Raw genomic sequence first — 16,398 nt, 5'->3', positions numbered from 1 at the left:
CGAGGCTGGGAAAAAACTCCTAGTCCAAAATAAAAACCGGATGATGAATTGTTCAAACAATTCATTATCCGGTTTTTATGTACACAGGAAATCGTTCCTGATATGATGTAATTACCCCTAAAAACAACCAAAGGGAGCGATTTCCATGTATCAAAATTATACCATAGGGCAAACCGAATTCGTACTAAACTATAACTATGATTTACCACAGAATCATGTTGCGCGACTAATTAGTGATTTTGTCGACTCGATTCCACAAGATGTGCTATTAGAAGATTCAGGAGCGGCTACCGGCCGCCCTTCATCGCATCCGGCAATTATGCTTAAGATTCTATTATTTTAAAATCAAAAAAGAGGTATTAATAATGACACTTAAACGACCACAATGGGCAAATTCGACACTGGAAATGCAAAACTATTATGATCACTACTGGGGATTTCCAGTTCATGATGACCAGCAGTTATTTGCAATGCTTTCTTTAGAATTATTTCAGGCCGGTTTAACTTGGCAAACAATCTGGCGGCGACGAGAAGCATTTAATCGGGCATTTGCGAACTTTAATATTGAAAAAGTGGCATCCTTTACCGATGAAGATATTAATCGATTATGTGAGGATGAAACTATTATTCGTAATCGTCGTAAAATAGTAGCAGTAATTAATAATGCACAAGTGATTTTAAGATTACTGAAAACGGGAAAGACGTTTGATAATTATGTGTGGCACTTTGTTGATGATCAGCCACAAGACTTGGGGTTAACTACCGATGTTGAATTAGCTCCTAAAACACCTGCTTCGGAAGAAATAGCTAAGCAAATGCGGAGGGATGGATTTAAATTTGTTGGTCCGACAATTATTTACTCTTTCATGACAGCGGTAGGGATGGTCAATGCCCGTTTGAAGTAAGAATGTCTGGATTAACATTGATTGTTGGTTAACAATTATGCTAAGATTATTCTCGTTATAAAGCAATTCCCGATAGGATTCACGTCTGAACGTGAAGATGCCTTGTAACCGCAACTACAAACTATTTGAAAGTTTCAATAGAATATGGGGGAATTAGAAAATGGCAGAACGACATTTATTTACATCCGAATCAGTATCAGAAGGACATCCAGATAAGATTGCTGACCAAATCAGTGACGCGATCTTAGATGAATTGCTTAAGAAGGATCCTGATTCACGGGTTGCAGTTGAAACCTCAGTTACTACTGGACTAGTATTAGTCTTTGGTGAAGTTTCTACTAAGGCCTACGTTAATATCCAACAGATTGTGCGGGACACAATTCGTAAGATCGGTTATACAGATGGCAAGTACGGTTTCGATGCTGATAACTGTGCTGTTATCACTGCGATTGATGAACAATCACCAGACATTGCGCAAGGGGTTGATGACTCCTTAGAAACGCGTGAAGGTGAAGCTGATCCGCTTGATAAGATTGGTGCCGGTGACCAAGGATTGATGTTTGGTTACGCTACTGACGAAACACCTGAATATATGCCATTAACATTGGTTTTAAGCCATAAGTTAATGCGTAAGATTGCTCAACTACGTAAGGATGGCGTTATCTCTTACCTTCGTCCAGATGCAAAGGCCGAAGTAACCGTAGAATACGATGAGAATGACAAGCCATTACGTGTTGACACCGTTGTTTTAAGTACCCAGCATGATCCAGAGGTTTCACTTGATCAAATTAAAAAGGATATTAAAGAACAAGTGATTGAAGCTGTCATTCCAGCTGAGTACCTTGATGACCAAACTAAGTACTTCATTAATCCAACAGGTCGGTTTGTAATCGGTGGACCGCAAGGGGATGCCGGTTTAACGGGACGGAAGATTATTGTTGATACTTATGGTGGGGCTGCTCATCACGGTGGTGGAGCCTTTTCTGGAAAGGATGCTACTAAGGTTGACCGTTCTGCTAGTTATGCTGCGCGTTATATTGCTAAAAACATTGTCGCAGCTGGTTATGCTAAGAAGGCCGAGATTCAAGTTGCTTATGCCATCGGTGTCGCAGAACCAGTATCAATCATGATTAATACTTATGGTACTGGTACCCGTTCAGAAGAAGAATTAATTGCCGCTGTTCGAAAAGCATTTGATTTACGTCCAGCTGGAATTATTGAAATGCTCGACTTGAAGCGGCCAATTTACAAGCAAACTGCTGCTTATGGTCACTTTGGCCGGACTGATGTGGACTTACCATGGGAACACCTTGATAAAGTTGACGAATTAAAAGAAATTTTAGGCTAATAATTTAGTTACACACTTGCAATCATTAACAGTGGTTGTTAAAATAAGCGTTAAATATTTGATCGTAATAGAAATAGTAGTATTTGACGAGGTCAGCAGAGATCCTGTGGTGGTGTGAACAGGAGACTGGTCATTTACGAACTCATCTAAATGTGATTATTACTGAATTTTAGTAGGTAATGACGTTTACCGCGTTAAGGTCTTAAGCGCCATGGATTCCATGGAAAACGGGTGGTACCGCGGAGTTATTTCGTCTCGTAGATTGATTTCTACGGGACTTTTTTATTACGATCATCAAAATCAGAATAAGGAGTAGAAAATATGGCTTACGATCATAAGACGATTGAAAAAAAGTGGCAAAAGTTTTGGAAGAAGAATGAGACTTTCAAGGCCGACCTTAATAAGGACCAAAAGAAATACTATGCACTAGACATGTTCCCATATCCATCTGGTCAAGGACTCCACGTTGGTCACCCAGAAGGTTATACCGCTACGGATGTAATGTCACGGATGAAACGGATGCAAGGATTTAATGTATTACATCCAATGGGGTGGGATGCATTCGGTTTACCAGCCGAACAATATGCATTAAAGACCGGCCACAACCCTAAGGACTTTACGAACAAAAATATTGACCATTTCCGTGACCAAATCCAATCACTTGGGTTCTCATATGACTGGGACCGCGAAGTAAATACGACTGATCCTAAGTTCTACAAGTGGACTCAATGGATTTTTGAACAGCTCTACAAGAAGGGGCTTGCTTACGAAAGTGAAATTATGGTTAACTGGGCCCCTGATTTTATGGGTGGAACAGTTGTTGCCAACGAAGAGGTTGAAGACGGCAAGACTAAACGTGGTGGTTACCCCGTCTACCGTAAGCCAATGCGTCAATGGGTTTTAAAGATTACTGCTTATGCGGACCGTTTGATTGATGACCTTGACCTTGTTGACTGGCCAGAAAGCGTTAAGGAAATGCAACGTAACTGGATCGGTCGTTCAGAAGGTGCTTCAGTATTTTTCCCAGTTGTGGGGGATGAAGATACTAAGATTGAAGTATTTACGACGCGGGCAGATACGCTCTTTGGTGCTTCTTATGTTGTTCTTGCTCCCGAACAAGAATTAGTAGATCAATTGACGACGCCAGAACACAAGGCGGAAGTTGAAAAGTACAAGGAAGAAGCATCACGGCGGTCTGACCTTGAACGGACTGATTTAAATAAGGATAAGACCGGGGTATTTACTGGTTCTTACGTCATTAATCCAGTTAACGGTGAAAAACTGCCAATTTGGATCAGTGATTACGTGCTTGCCTCTTACGGAACCGGAGCAGTAATGGCTGTTCCTTCCGGTGATCAACGGGATTATGACTTTGCTACTAAGTTTAACTTGCCAATCAAGCCTATTATTGAAGGTGCAGATATTTCAGAAGGTGCTTTTGATGGCGATGGTAAACACATTAATTCTGGCTTCCTTGATGGTTTAAACATTGCTGATGCAAAGCAAAAGATGATCGATTGGCTTGAAGAACACGATGCTGGGCACAAGAAGGTTAACTACCGTCTTCGTGACTGGATCTTCAGTCGGCAACGTTACTGGGGTGAACCAATTCCAGTTATCCACTGGGATGATGGGACAACCTCATTAGTTCCAGAAGATGAACTTCCACTTGAATTGCCAAAGACTGATAACATTGAACCATCAGGAACTGGTGAAAGTCCATTAGCAAATGTTGAAGATTGGGTTAACGTTTATGACGAAAATGGTCGTCATGGTCTTCGTGAGACTAACACCATGCCACAATGGGCTGGTTCATCATGGTACTGGCTTCGGTACACTGATCCTCATAATGACGAGGAATTTGCCTCAAAAGAAGCCCTGGATTACTGGTCACCAGTTGATCTCTATGTTGGTGGAGCTGAACACGCTGTTCTTCACTTGCTCTATGCTCGATTCTGGCATAAGGTTCTTTATGACCTCGGTCTCGTACCAACTAAAGAACCATTCATGAAGCTTGTTAACCAGGGGATGATTCTTGGTTCAAACCATGAAAAGATGTCGAAGTCCAAAGGTAATGTTGTTAACCCTGATGACATTGTTGACCAATATGGGGCTGATACTTTACGTCTTTACGAAATGTTCATGGGACCACTTGAAGAATCGGTACCTTGGGATGAAAAAGGACTTCATGGTGCTAATAAGTGGGTTCAACGTGTATGGCGGTTGTTGATGGATGATAATAACCACCTCCGTGACCGGGTATCCACTTTCAATGATGGTAAGCTTACCAAGGTTTACAATCAAACTGTTAAGAAGGTTACCGAAGACTACGAACGGATGCACTTCAATACGGCTATTTCTCAATTGATGGTCTTTGTAAACGAAGCCTACAAGGTTGATGATTTACCAGTTGAATACATGAAAGGCTTTGTAAAGATGATTGCACCAATCATGCCGCACATGGCTGAAGAACTCTGGAGTCAATTTGGTGAGAGTGATACAATCACTTACCAACCATGGCCAACTTACGATCCAAAAGCTTTAGTTGAAGATGAAGTTGAAATGATCGTTCAGGTTAACGGTAAGGTACGGGCTAAGATTAAGATGGCCAAGGATACTGACCGCGATGAAGCACAACAACTTGCTTTAGCAAACGAACATGTTAAGAAGTTTACTGATGGCAAGGATATTAAAAAAGTCATTGTTGTCCCTAACAAGATCGTTAACATCGTTGCAAAATAGTAAATTAATAAAGGGCAGGGAATCTATGTTTTCCTGCTTCTTTTTATTTGAGGAGATATAAATTATGGAAATAGTGAGTTATCCAGCAATTTTTACCCCGAAAGATAATGAAATTCAAGTTGATTTTCCAGATTTGCCGGAAGCATTTACTCAGGGGAAAACAATGGATGAGGCGATGGATTTTGCTAAATTGGGCTTAGCGATTACCCTTAATGATAAACTCGGCCACTTTGAAGATGCCCCAGCCGTAAGCTCATTAGAGACGTTAAAGCAACAACATCCAGATCAAATCATTAAAATGGTAACTGTTGATTTGGAACAATACTAGGTTAAAGAAATATTAAAAACGGTAAATCGAATTGCACCAGCTTTTTATTCACGATAAAATGATTAAGATTGTGTAAACTCGATTAAAATAAAAAAGGTAGGATTGCAACAAATCATGGAAGAAAATAAAGTAAATGATTTGAGCAGCACCGCAGTTAAAAAAGATTCGCGAACAAAAATGATTACAGGATCAGCTTGGATGACAGCTGGTAGTATTACTTCGCGGATCTTAGGGGCGCTGTACATTATTCCATGGGTTACATGGTTAGGAGCTTACAGTAATGAAGCGAATGCCTTATATGCTCAAGGGTACAATATTTATAATATGTTTTTAGTGATTGCAACGGCGGGAATTCCTTCTGCAATTTCTAAAATGGTCGCGCATTATAACGGAATAAACCAGTATGGCGTTAGTCGCCGACTGTATCATTCTGGAATGTACGTTGCAATGGCAATGGGTGTAATTTGTACGACAGTGATGATGTTTGGGGCTCGTTTAATGGATAACGGAGATCCAAATATGATTCCGGTTATCCGCTCGTTAGCTTGGGCTATTTTGATTATCCCAGGGATGTCGATTACCCGAGGATTTTTACAAGGATATAACTGGATGGCACCATCAGCAATTTCGCAATTTGTTGAACAGCTTTTCCGAGTTATTTATATGCTGGCGGCTACTTATTTCATCATGAAGATTCAAAATGGTAATTGGGTTAGCGCCGTTTCCCAATCAACCTTTGCGGCCTTTATCGGGGCAATTGGTGCAGTAATTGTCTTGGGAATTGCCTGGATGCGTCATCAACGTGAAATGAATGACTTGGTGGCACATGGTGAAATAAATACTGAAGTTTCAACCCAAACATTAATTTTTAAGATTATTTATCAGTCAATTCCGTTCATCATTATTGAATCAGGGGTAACGATTTTCCAATTAATTGACCAATACACTTTTAAGCGGATGATGCCATTAGTTGGTCACTTTACTAAGTACCAGATGGATGTTACTTATGCCTTATTCGCGTTTAATGCCAATAAGCTTTACATGATTGTTATTTCATTAGCTTCTGCATTAGCTGCAACAGTTATTCCGTTGCTTGCGACAGCCCGGGCTCAGAACGATCAAGAGGATATGCGAAAACAGATTCAAAACGTTCTCTTGTTATTCTATTTTGTGATGATTCCGGCAGCTCTTGGATTATCCGCGGTTGCTCAGCAAATCTACACCGTCTTTTACCGTTATGATGCGGCAGGGGTCGTAGTACTGCAATTTGCAGCTTACATTTCGATCATGTTAGGCTTGTATACTGTAGCCGCAGCAATGATGCAGGGAATTTCTGAGAATAAGAAGATGATGATGTTCTTAGCCATCGGAATCGTAATTAAATTTATCCTCCAGTTCCCATGTATTTGGATCTTTGAAGGATTAGGACCACTGGTTTCAACTGGGATTTCAATGTTTGTGATTAACTATTTGATCTTGCATTCCTTTAATATGGAATTCCACCTACGTTTTGATAAGATGGCCCTGCCAACTAACCAGATTTTAGCTTACTCCTTAGTGATGTTTGCTGGGACAAAGATTGTAATGTTAATCATTGGCCATTTTGTTAGTCCATATGGGCGCTACACTGCTTTCTTCTCCTTGATTCCGGGAGTAATAGTCGGAGCAGGAATTTATCTCTATCTCTGCTTAAAGTCACGATTAGCCGACCAGCTATTGGGACCACGAGTAGCAAGATTACGAACGATTTTACACATTAAATAACAATGCACACAAAAAGGTTCAGAGTGAGGATTTGCTCTGAACCTTTTTAATATCCTTAAATTCTTAATTCAAAAATCCAATATGGTGGTCTTCATCCATCCCTTCCATCTTTTTCATGAAGGCTGGGAGAGCACGACTAATTTGGTGAGGGAGAACGATATACTGGCTTTCGGCGATCTTTTCCGCAATCGCACTGTGCGCATAAACTGCAGCGAGGACGGCCTTATCTGCCTTTTCATTAAATTCAGCAGTGAAGCCTCCCACCATCCCGGCAAGAGTATCACCCATTCCACCAACTGCTTGGGCGGGGGTACCGATTGGCAACTGATATACTTGGTCATCAGTATAAATTTCTGTGTGGTGCTTCTTTAAGACAACGGTAGCACCGAGTTTTTCTTGAGCTGCCTTGTTCTTATCTTCAGTTTGATCGCCAATCTTGATTCCAGAGAGTCGTTGCCATTCCATTTCATGTGGAGTATAAATGATATTTCCTTGTGGCTGTTCAAGCTTTTCCATCGCCATAAGAGTAATTGCAGATCCATCAATGATCACATTTTGTTTCTCGGTCGTATGAGCAAAAACATTTTTCAAAATTCGTAAACTTGTTCCATCATTTCCGAGGCCTGGCCCAACGACCACACTGGTAGCAGCTTGGGTAAGGTCAGCGACTAGGGCATCATCAGTAAAATCAGCGAACATTGCTTCTGGCAACTGCGCATGGAGGGCACTAGCGTTGATTTCATCAGTAGCAGTTGTTACAAGCCCAGCACCAGCACAGACGGCCGCGGTTGATGCCATGATGATTGCGCCACCAAAATTACGATTGCCGCCGATAAGAGTAACTTTCCCAAAAGTACCTTTAAAACTGTTTTCAGGACGGGGAGTAATAACATCCTTTAAGATTTGGTCAGTAAGTTTTTTCACAGTTAAGACTCCTTATTATTTTATTTAATAGACAATTTAATGGTATCATTAAAATTAGTCAAAGTAGAATATTTTGGAGGGATTAATCTTGACTGATTGGATGAAAGCCGCAGAGGCGCAAAAAGAAAATTATTTAAATGATCTCGTAGCATTAATGAAGATCCCCAGTGTCCGTGATGATTCGGCGGCAACAGATGAATACCCGCTTGGCCCTCGTCCTGCGCAAGCGCTAAAAGCATTTTTAGAGATGGCAGAACAAGACGGTTTTAAAGTAAAGAACATCGATAACCTTGTTGGGTATGCTGAATGGGGTGAAGGCGATGAAACACTTGCTATTTTAGCCCATCTTGACGTAATGCCTGCTGGTAAGGGTTGGGATACGGATCCATTTGACCCAGTTATCAAGGATGGCAACTTATATGGTCGTGGTGCTTCTGATGATAAGGGACCTGGAATGGCCGCTTACTATGCCTTGAAGTATTTGAAAGATCAAGGCGTAAAGTTTAACAAGAAAGTTCGTTTTATCGTTGGAACTGATGAAGAAAGTAACTGGACTGGAATGCACCGTTACTTTGAAGTTGAGCCAGCCCCAACATTTGGTTTTTCACCAGATGCGGAATTCCCAGTAATTAACGGTGAAAAGGGTCAAGTATCGCTCTTGCTTGATGTCCCTGCTGGCAATGGGGATGCCTCAACACAACTAGTTAGTTTTGAATCTGGCTTACGTTTCAACATGGTACCGCGGGAAGCAGTTGCCCTCATGCGGACGGATAACCCTCAAGAAGTTACTAATGATTTTGGCCACTTTATTGAAGAAAACCCGGTTGAAGGTAATATTGAATCAACAGATAAGGGGCTTAAGATTACTGTCATCGGAAAAGCTGCGCATGGAATGGAACCAGAAAAGGGAATCAATGCAGCAACCTACCTTGCAAAGTTCTTAAATCGATATGACTTTGGTGGAGGCGCAAAGAGCTTCATTGAATTCTTAGCTGATTATCTTCATTTAGATACGCGGATGGATGGCTTTAATGGTGCTTACACTGATCCGGTAATGGGTGAATTAACTATGAACGCCGGAATTTTAAACTTTGATGCGGACAAGGGTGGCCACATTGACATGAACTTCCGCTTCCCTAAAGGTGTGACACCAGATAAGCTAGAGGATACTGTAAAGGCGATTGCCGACAAATTACAAATTAAAGTTACACAAGGTCCATCTCAAGCTCCACATTATGTTGATCCAGATGATCCAATCGTTAAGACATTGATGCAAGCTTATATTGACCAAACTGGAGATACAGACGCAAAACCAGAAGTCGTTGGTGGTGGAACTTATGGTCGTTTGATGAAGCGGGGCGTTGCCTTTGGTGCTTTAATGCCACATACGCCAAATACAATGCATCAGGCTAATGAATATCAACCTGTTAAAGATTTAATTACATCGATGGCGATTTACATGGAGGCAATTAATAATCTCGTTACTGATTAATTTTGTGCTAAAATAAGGATACAAAATGGAGGTGTCAAGAATGAGTTATCAAAATATTCTTGTTGGTGTTGATGGTTCAAAGCAAGCTGATATGGCTTTTGAAAAAGCGGTTGACACTGCTAAGACCAATGATGCTAAATTGTACTTATTAAGTATTATCAATGGTGAACGTTATCCAAGTACTGGTCCTGGTGGATACGGCTTTGTTAGTCATAGCATTTATGATTCAGCAATTGAAACAATGCAAAAGAAATTAGCTGACTACAAGAAAAAAGCAGAAGCTGCTGGAATAAAAGATGTTGAAACTGATGTAAAAGTTGGTAACGCTAAGGTTGAACTTGCAGAACGTTATCCAAAAGAAAATGATATTGATTTAATCATTATTGGCGCAACCGGATTAAATGTTGTCGGTCGTCTGCTTGTTGGTTCAACGGCTGCTTATACTATTCGTGAAGCACCATGTGACGTTACCGTTGTTAAGACAAATTTGAAGAATCAAAAGTTGGATATTAAGGAAACGACATATCCTGAAATGTAAAGCATAAAGACTAGGGGAATTTTCTTCTAGTCTTTTCTAGTTTAAAAATGCAAATTCATAATTTTCACGTATATATACTATAGGACATTATGAAGGAGTGTTTTATTGTGTTAAACCGCCGTGCTATTACGAGTGCATTAATTGTTTTAACAAGTCTTAATGGGCAACCGATTAAAGCGGACGCTATCCAACAAGCACAATTTGATGCAAATGAAGATGTGAAACGTGCAAAGCCGATTGATGAAGAGGCCTTAGTTAATCATGATGAAGAATATATTGATGCTTATTTAACAGAATATGAAAATGCTGCTCAAGCAAAGGAAAATGAGCAAAATAATGCTTTGACAGGTACAGAGGAAGCGCCAGAGCATGAAACTATTCAATCTTCAACTGAAAACTCTGCTGAACAAAGGCAGCTGCTAGAAGGTAAAGAAGATGAGCAGGTTTATCAACCTCAACAACCATCCGCAGTCCAAGCACGATTTATTAATCGAATAGCCCCAGCTGCTCAACAAATTGGTCGGGAATATGATTTGTATCCATCACTTATTATTGCGCAAGCAGCCTTAGAGAGCGACTGGGGATGCAGTACGTTGGGAAAGGCGCCTAATAATAATCTTTTTGGGGTTAAGGGTTATTTTGCCCGGCAAACAGTTGCTCAACCCACGACTGAATATGACGAACAAGGACATAAGTTTCAGGTCGTTAGTAATTTTCGCCAGTATGCAAGTGAATATGAAGCATTGAGAGATTATGCGCAAACATTAGAAGCCCCACTTTATCAAGGAGTTCATCGTCAAAATACCAAAAATTATCGTGAAGCTACGCGGGCACTTTGCGGAAGATATGCAACAGATCCCGAGTATGATCGGAAGCTAAATCAGCTGATTGATACTTACCAACTTACTAAATACGATGATCAAGTTAACACCAGCAATGAACGGGCTAATCCTATTCCAATGACAGATAGGAAAGAGGAGAGTGAGGCGATGCCAATTGTTGTCAAACATCCCGTTCAAGCGCGAAAGAACGATGTTAATATCCCTCAATATGTTCCTTTGCTTGGTGGAGTAGGGACGGCAGGAACGATTGAAATGTTTCGTCGTTTGTTGAAGAAAAGGAAAGAGCATGATTAAAAGGCAAACCTCTAATCATGCTCTTATCAATTATTTAGCGTAATGACTTCAACCGTTCATCAATCATTGCTAAGACCGCATCAACGTTCTTAGGATCTTCAAGATCATAACGCTCTAAATCAATTTTCATTTTTGGACTAGCATCGTAATCCTTGTACCATTGCTTGTAGGCACTCCACATCTTGTAATAGTAATCCTTTAACTCTGGATTAGTATCAATTTGCTCGTAATCCCGTCCGCGCTTTTTAATTCGGTATAAGATGGTTTCAAAATCAGTTTCAGAATAAACCATTAAATCTGGTGCGCGCTTAGGTAACTGTTGGAGGTCACTCATCATGTTGTCGAGAAGCTTTAAGTATACTTCTAATTCAGTATCAGTGATGTTTCCCTCGGCGTTATTTTCTCGTGTAAACAAGGCATCTTCGTAAATAGAACGGTCGAGCACATTGTTATCATCAGTAAGGGCTTGTTTAATCATTGAGAAACGCTTGTTTAAAAAATAAATTTGGAGTAAAAAGCCGTACTGTTTTGGATTTTTATAATACAGTGGTAAAACTGGATTTTCTCCGACTGGTTCAAAAAATGCTTTTGTATGTAAGTGTTCGGCAATCTTCCCAGTTAAAGTTGTTTTACCGACACCAATCATCCCTGCTGTAATAATCACCATAATGGCCCCTCTTTACTTTTTTGTCACAAAAAATATCTTACTACAAAATATTGTGGAATGACACACCTAATTTTACAATATTTGGTGGTTCCTAGATTTAACTTATCGTGGTAAAAGTTATCACATCCACATTGTTAGCGATTATAATAAGAATAGAGATGTGATTAAATTTTAAAAATCTAATCATGTGAAAAATTAATAGTAAGGAAGTAAAGATGAGAAAAGAAAGTGAAAGTGAGAATCGCGTTCAATTAACAATGGCTAAGCAACAGGGAACGTTGATTGAGGTTCATAACTTGCCAAATGACGATTATTTTAATGTCGGATTTGTGGTTGCCCTCGACCCGGTATTTTGCTTAATGATCAGTATTGACTGGGACGGTAAAATCAACGGACTAATTGCTATTCGGATTAAGAGCATCCTTTATACGGAACGTCACAGTGATTATCTAATGACGGTTTCTGAAAAGACTAAAGTTGCCCATGATTACAATTATTTTGATATTTGGCAAGTGCAAAAGTTTATCGATAACCATCCAGAAATTACTCAAGGGAACCTATTGTCAAACCTTCTCAATGATTCTTATGAAAACCGCCTTCCAGTTGTGATTGGCACTGAAAAGTATAAGGGGAGTGATGATTTTACAGGGATAATTACTGATCTTACGCCCATTAAGGTAACAATTCATTACTATAATGACCATGACCTATCTTCATTGTGGGAATATGATATTTTGCGAGCTAAGATTGATTACCTCCGCGTTCGTGGGACTCAAATGGCAACCGGGAAACAGATTTTTAATGATATTTTTAATGAAATGTGATTGCAATATGAGTTGAGATAGTTTAAATTAGTTAAATATTATTAACTAGATAAAACTGTTTACTAAAGAGGTTGAACAGCCATGAAAAAGAAAATAACAATTCGTGATTTAGCAAAAGAAGCTGGTGTTTCTGTAACCACTGTTTCGCAAATTTTAAATAATAAAGGTGATCGATTCAGTACAGCAACTCAAGAACGAGTTTTGGCATTACGGGATAAGTATAAATACGTTCCTGATTTTAATGCTCGTAACTTAATTTTAAAGAGCGCCAAGACAATTGGGGTACTAGTTCCTAATATTGCCAACCCGTTTTTTGGTACTTTTGTTGAAGGGGTACAGAGTATTGCTCGTGAAGCAGAATTTATTCCGCTTGTCTTTAGTGCCAACCGTGACCCAAAGCTGGAAAAATATTACCTTTCCCAGATGATTGAACGATCAATTAGTGGATTAGTAATTGCTAGTGCAACGATGACTACTGAGACAATTAAAGAGGTTATCTCCTTTAATGAAATTCCTTATATTTTATTTGACCAGAATCATACGCAGGAGGGTGACCGGGTACAAACCAATGATTACCTTGGTGGTCAAATTGCGGCTAAGCACCTCATTGAACTTGGTCACAAACATATTGCCGTTCTTACTTCTGATAATCCTACTGAAAACTTAAATCACCGAATGAATGGATTTAAAAATATTATTAAAGAAAATAATCTAAGCCTAGATCCGATTCACGATGTTATTCGGGCACCCTTGACAAAGGATGGCGGATATAAAGCGGTAAAAGATGTTTTAGCAACTGGTGCCTCTGCTGTTTTCGCGGCAAATGATGAAATGGCAATTGGATTGTTGCGGGGGCTACATGAATTAGACGTTAAGGTTCCTGAAGATATTTCTGTGATTGGTTATGATAACATCTACTGGGATGATTATGTTTATCCCCGATTAACTACGGTGCAACAGCCTATTTTTAACCTCGGTGCGGGAGCTACTAAAATGCTCATTGAACAGATTAGTCATAGTAGTGCTGAAGCCCGTGTGCAAAACTTTCCGGTAAAATTAATTAAACGAGATAGTACAAGTTCCTATCGTCCAAAATAATATGGTATGATGATATTATCAATTAGATGCCAATTGTTTAAGGAGGAAATAAACAAATGACAAATCATGTAACAATTGTAGGTAGTTTAAATGTTGATACAACAATGAAGGTTAAGCGGATGCCATTACCTGGGGAAACAATTGCCGCTTTAAGTAAAACTAATGCTGCCGGGGGAAAAGGTGCAAACCAAGCTGTTGCTGCTGCACGTTCAGGCGCTGAAACAGCATTTGTTGGTCAAGTTGGTGATGACGCTGGTGGTAAGATGATGATCAATGACCTCAAGAATAACAACGTCGACACAACTGGGATCCATGTTGACGATCAAGCAGGTACTGGATCTGCAGCCATCTTACTTGATGAAAGCGGCCAAAACAGTATCTTAGTATACGGAGGAGCAAACCAACAATTAAGCGTTAAGGAAGTTGAAGATGCTCGCGATCAAATTGCTGCTGCCGATTTTGTCATTGCTCAATTTGAAACACCACAAGAAGCTACTTTACGGGCATTCCAAATTGCAAAGGAAAATGGTGTAAAGACAATCTTGAATCCTGCTCCTGCTCATGAAATTAACCCTGACCTATTGAAGTTAACTGACTTAATCATTCCAAATGAAACAGAAAGTGCTGCTTTAACAGGGATTATTATTACAGACGAAACTTCAATGCTTATGTCAGCTGCTAAGTTTGCTCAAATGGGTGTCCGTAATTTAATTATTACTGTTGGAGCAAAAGGTGCCTTCTACTGTACTCAAGATGGTTACAACTTCATTCCTGCCTTTAAGGTTAATGCTGTTGATACTACTGCCGCTGGTGATACATTCATTGGTGCTCTTTCATCCCAATTAAAGCCTGATATGAGCAACATCGAAAAGGCAATTGTTTACGCTCAACGGGCAAGTTCATTAGCTGTTCAAAAGCTTGGTGCATTACCATCAATTCCTACTTATGACGAAGTAGTTGCTGCATCAAAGAATAACTAGGTTTAGTTAAATATAAATTAAAAATGGTGAGGCTGAGGAAAGCGAAAACTTTTCTCAGCCTTCTTAGTACCCTTGCACTTTACATGTTGATTTAGTAAACTGTTGGACAAATAATAATGGAGGTTTTCTTTGTGAAAGCAGAATTTATTCTTAAGGTGGTCATTCCGCCGTTTATCATCTTTGCGCTTTTAGTATGGTTGACTGCTGAAAATTATATTTCTGGTTGGGTGATGTACCTTCTCTGGGTAATTGGTTTCGTAGTTGCAAATATCATTGTGACAAAAATTTCTACCCGGTGGAGTATCCAACGAATGCGTGAGAAACGGGCAAAGGAAGAGAAAAATAATGATAAAAGTAATTAAACAGTGGACATCTAAGGTGATTTTAATTGCACTGATGCTAATTGCAATTGAAGTTCCCCCGATGGCAGTTAATTTTGCTTTACGTTATTCAAAAACCAATCAGCTTATTGTGGACGGATTTATGGCCTTATTCATCGGTTTAATGTTAGCGATTATTTGGTGGGCACACCGGACATATGAAGCTTATAACCAATTAGGGCAGCCAGCGGGAATAAAGGTTGGTTGGATTATCGGTGGGTACCTAGCAATTATTTTGGGAATGGATGTCCTTAGCTACCTCAACCAACTTATCTATCATCAAACTGAGACAGCTAATAACGCGGCATTGGGAAGTATGCTTGGCCATAATCAAGTGATCACGATCGTATTTTGTTTCTCGGCAGTTGTTTTAAGTCCAATTGCTGAAGAATTTATTTTTCGTGGTACATTGACAAATATGTTCTTTAAGCGTGGCAACATTTGGCCGAAAGTTATCCTCTCGGGGGTAATCTTTTCTACTGGACATATGAGTACTAACCCCATTAGCTTTTTGATGTATGCTTATATGGGGATGGTCTTGGCATATGTTTATTTGCGAACGGACGACATTCGAAATTCAATTGCGATTCATATGATTAATAATGCGATTGCGATGTATGTTCTCTTAGCTCAAATTGTCTAAAGTTAATCGTTGAAATCGCTTACAGATAGTGGTACATTATAAGTGTGGAAAGATTAGAGTGGTAAGATCCCTTATATCAATCTAGCACCGAAGAAATTAATAGTAGGCTAGAAGCAACATAAGTGTGACATGAAATCTTAGACTGAATATTTATGTAATAAGGTCACCAGGGTGCACTAGGTTGATGATATAAATGCGACTTTGCGGAAGTTAGAATCAAAATGAATTAATAATTAGTTCTCTAGCAAAGTAGCAGATTCTTTCCGCAATAAACTAAAGAGGCTGGAAATGTTCCGGCCTCTTTGTTATTTTAAAGTGGTAGTGATTTTAGGAGGATAGCAAGATGTTTTTATCAACCGAGGGATTTCCACAAGCTCACCGAATTTTAGGGATTGTTAATGCCACCAGTCATTTGGCGATGCCTACCGAAGCAATTGATTCATTTGAGTCCATGGATCAATTATTTAGTGATGTTCAAGAAAAATTAAAGCGGCGGGCCAGTGAAAAAGGTGCAGATGGTGTTGTTGGGGTTCGTTTTACTACGGATGTTGCTAATATGCAGGTTGCACCAAAATTCTTGGTCTTAACCGCATATGGAACAATGATTCAATTTGTTAAATAAGAGTAAA

Annotated in this window: 16 protein-coding genes, 1 pseudogene, 1 riboswitch and 1 other annotated feature; of the genes and pseudogenes, 15 read left to right on the top strand and 2 right to left on the bottom strand. The window is 39.7% G+C overall.

Going from position 1 to position 16,398, the window contains the following annotated elements; all coding sequences use genetic code 11:
* Window positions 1–145: 145 nt before the first annotated feature.
* The 6 genes and pseudogenes from LREU_RS06795 to LREU_RS06770 all read left to right on the top strand — a co-directional run.
* Window positions 146–340: pseudogene (locus LREU_RS06795) on the top strand (IS5/IS1182 family transposase); the annotation flags it as partial.
* A 25-nt stretch (window positions 341–365) separates the two neighbouring features.
* Window positions 366–905 (top strand): DNA-3-methyladenine glycosylase I, encoded by a 540-nt coding sequence (locus LREU_RS06790; RefSeq protein WP_003668549.1) that lies wholly within the window; start codon window positions 366–368, stop codon window positions 903–905.
* Window positions 906–955: 50 nt separating this feature from the next.
* Window positions 956–1,068: riboswitch (SMK box riboswitch) on the top strand.
* Window positions 1,066–2,253 carry a methionine adenosyltransferase gene (gene metK, locus LREU_RS06785; protein ID WP_003668547.1) on the top strand — a complete coding sequence of 396 codons (1,188 nt, stop codon included), beginning with the start codon at window positions 1,066–1,068 and terminating at the stop codon, window positions 2,251–2,253. (Overlaps the previous riboswitch by 3 nt.)
* Before the next feature lie 52 nt (window positions 2,254–2,305).
* Window positions 2,306–2,514 (top strand) — a binding site (T-box leader).
* Window positions 2,515–2,574: 60 nt separating this feature from the next.
* Window positions 2,575–4,995: a leucine--tRNA ligase gene (leuS, locus tag LREU_RS06780; RefSeq protein WP_003668546.1), complete on the top strand. Its 2,421-nt coding sequence runs from the start codon at window positions 2,575–2,577 to the stop codon at window positions 4,993–4,995.
* 64 nt (window positions 4,996–5,059) lie between these two features.
* The gene (locus LREU_RS06775) at window positions 5,060–5,323 is read left to right on the top strand and encodes a type II toxin-antitoxin system HicB family antitoxin (RefSeq protein WP_003668545.1); all 264 of its coding nucleotides are present in this window, start codon (window positions 5,060–5,062) and stop codon (window positions 5,321–5,323) included.
* 114 nt (window positions 5,324–5,437) lie between these two features.
* Window positions 5,438–7,087 carry a putative polysaccharide biosynthesis protein gene (locus tag LREU_RS06770; protein ID WP_003673339.1) on the top strand — a complete coding sequence of 550 codons (1,650 nt, stop codon included), beginning with the start codon at window positions 5,438–5,440 and terminating at the stop codon, window positions 7,085–7,087.
* Window positions 7,088–7,150: 63 nt separating this feature from the next.
* On the opposite strand, the gene LREU_RS06765 is transcribed toward LREU_RS06770, so the two are convergent.
* Window positions 7,151–8,011: an NAD(P)H-hydrate dehydratase gene (locus LREU_RS06765; protein ID WP_003668543.1), complete on the bottom strand. Its 861-nt coding sequence runs from the start codon at window positions 8,009–8,011 to the stop codon at window positions 7,151–7,153.
* Between the two features lie 88 nt (window positions 8,012–8,099).
* On the opposite strand from LREU_RS06765, the gene pepV reads away from it, so the two are divergent.
* The 3 genes from pepV to LREU_RS06750 all read left to right on the top strand — a co-directional run bounded on the left by pepV (window position 8,100) and on the right by LREU_RS06750 (window position 11,177).
* On the top strand, window positions 8,100–9,503 hold the full coding sequence (gene pepV, locus LREU_RS06760) for a dipeptidase PepV (protein ID WP_003668542.1): 1,404 nt from the start codon (window positions 8,100–8,102) through the stop codon (window positions 9,501–9,503).
* A gap of 25 nt (window positions 9,504–9,528) precedes the next feature.
* Window positions 9,529–10,041 carry a universal stress protein gene (locus LREU_RS06755; RefSeq protein WP_003668541.1) on the top strand — a complete coding sequence of 171 codons (513 nt, stop codon included), beginning with the start codon at window positions 9,529–9,531 and terminating at the stop codon, window positions 10,039–10,041.
* Window positions 10,042–10,130: 89 nt separating this feature from the next.
* Window positions 10,131–11,177: a glycoside hydrolase family 73 protein gene (locus tag LREU_RS06750; RefSeq protein ID WP_003668540.1), complete on the top strand. Its 1,047-nt coding sequence runs from the start codon at window positions 10,131–10,133 to the stop codon at window positions 11,175–11,177.
* Between the two features lie 34 nt (window positions 11,178–11,211).
* Here the strand turns inward: LREU_RS06750 and LREU_RS06745 are convergent, their stop codons facing one another.
* The gene (locus tag LREU_RS06745) at window positions 11,212–11,844 is read right to left on the bottom strand and encodes a deoxynucleoside kinase (protein ID WP_003664204.1); all 633 of its coding nucleotides are present in this window, start codon (window positions 11,842–11,844) and stop codon (window positions 11,212–11,214) included.
* Window positions 11,845–12,059: 215 nt separating this feature from the next.
* Between LREU_RS06745 and LREU_RS06740 the strand changes: the two genes are divergently transcribed.
* From LREU_RS06740 to LREU_RS06715, 6 genes are all read left to right on the top strand, one after another.
* Window positions 12,060–12,668, top strand: a complete 609-nt coding sequence (locus tag LREU_RS06740; RefSeq protein ID WP_003668538.1) for a hypothetical protein — start codon at window positions 12,060–12,062, stop codon at window positions 12,666–12,668.
* A gap of 81 nt (window positions 12,669–12,749) precedes the next feature.
* The gene (rbsR, locus tag LREU_RS06735; RefSeq protein ID WP_003668536.1) at window positions 12,750–13,766 is read left to right on the top strand and encodes a ribose utilization transcriptional repressor RbsR; all 1,017 of its coding nucleotides are present in this window, start codon (window positions 12,750–12,752) and stop codon (window positions 13,764–13,766) included.
* A 56-nt stretch (window positions 13,767–13,822) separates the two neighbouring features.
* A complete protein-coding gene (gene rbsK / locus LREU_RS06730; protein ID WP_003668535.1) occupies window positions 13,823–14,746 on the top strand; it encodes a ribokinase in 924 nt (307 codons plus the stop codon).
* Window positions 14,747–14,862: 116 nt separating this feature from the next.
* On the top strand, window positions 14,863–15,108 hold the full coding sequence (locus LREU_RS06725) for a hypothetical protein (protein WP_003668533.1): 246 nt from the start codon (window positions 14,863–14,865) through the stop codon (window positions 15,106–15,108).
* A complete protein-coding gene (locus LREU_RS06720; RefSeq protein ID WP_003668531.1) occupies window positions 15,092–15,769 on the top strand; it encodes a CPBP family intramembrane glutamic endopeptidase in 678 nt (225 codons plus the stop codon). Before LREU_RS06725 ends, LREU_RS06720 begins: the two co-directional genes overlap by 17 nt.
* 343 nt (window positions 15,770–16,112) lie before the next feature.
* Entirely contained in the window at window positions 16,113–16,391 is a 279-nt protein-coding gene (locus tag LREU_RS06715; RefSeq protein WP_003664194.1) for a heavy metal-binding domain-containing protein, read from the top strand.
* Window positions 16,392–16,398 lie beyond the last annotated feature (7 nt).

Source organism: Limosilactobacillus reuteri subsp. reuteri (assembly GCF_000016825.1).
Lineage (GTDB): Bacteria > Bacillota > Bacilli > Lactobacillales > Lactobacillaceae > Limosilactobacillus > Limosilactobacillus reuteri.
This window is presented reverse-complemented; position numbering and strand designations above follow the sequence as displayed.

What these genes read in the sequence shown, in the direction of transcription:
- LREU_RS06790 (WP_003668549.1), top strand. Translation starts at nt 366, where the DNA reads ATGACACTTAAACGACCACAATGGGCAAATTCGACACTGGAAATGCAA.
- metK (WP_003668547.1), top strand. Translation starts at nt 1,066, where the DNA reads ATGGCAGAACGACATTTATTTACATCCGAATCAGTATCAGAAGGACAT.
- leuS (WP_003668546.1), top strand. Translation starts at nt 2,575, where the DNA reads ATGGCTTACGATCATAAGACGATTGAAAAAAAGTGGCAAAAGTTTTGG.
- LREU_RS06775 (WP_003668545.1), top strand. Translation starts at nt 5,060, where the DNA reads ATGGAAATAGTGAGTTATCCAGCAATTTTTACCCCGAAAGATAATGAA.
- LREU_RS06770 (WP_003673339.1), top strand. Translation starts at nt 5,438, where the DNA reads ATGGAAGAAAATAAAGTAAATGATTTGAGCAGCACCGCAGTTAAAAAA.
- LREU_RS06755 (WP_003668541.1), top strand. Translation starts at nt 9,529, where the DNA reads ATGGAGGTGTCAAGAATGAGTTATCAAAATATTCTTGTTGGTGTTGAT.
- LREU_RS06750 (WP_003668540.1), top strand. Translation starts at nt 10,131, where the DNA reads ATGAAGGAGTGTTTTATTGTGTTAAACCGCCGTGCTATTACGAGTGCA.
- LREU_RS06745 (WP_003664204.1), bottom strand. Translation starts at nt 11,844, where the DNA reads ATGGTGATTATTACAGCAGGGATGATTGGTGTCGGTAAAACAACTTTA.
- LREU_RS06740 (WP_003668538.1), top strand. Translation starts at nt 12,060, where the DNA reads ATGAGAAAAGAAAGTGAAAGTGAGAATCGCGTTCAATTAACAATGGCT.
- rbsR (WP_003668536.1), top strand. Translation starts at nt 12,750, where the DNA reads ATGAAAAAGAAAATAACAATTCGTGATTTAGCAAAAGAAGCTGGTGTT.
- rbsK (WP_003668535.1), top strand. Translation starts at nt 13,823, where the DNA reads ATGACAAATCATGTAACAATTGTAGGTAGTTTAAATGTTGATACAACA.
- LREU_RS06725 (WP_003668533.1), top strand. Translation starts at nt 14,863, where the DNA reads ATGGAGGTTTTCTTTGTGAAAGCAGAATTTATTCTTAAGGTGGTCATT.
- LREU_RS06720 (WP_003668531.1), top strand. Translation starts at nt 15,092, where the DNA reads ATGATAAAAGTAATTAAACAGTGGACATCTAAGGTGATTTTAATTGCA.
- LREU_RS06715 (WP_003664194.1), top strand. Translation starts at nt 16,113, where the DNA reads ATGTTTTTATCAACCGAGGGATTTCCACAAGCTCACCGAATTTTAGGG.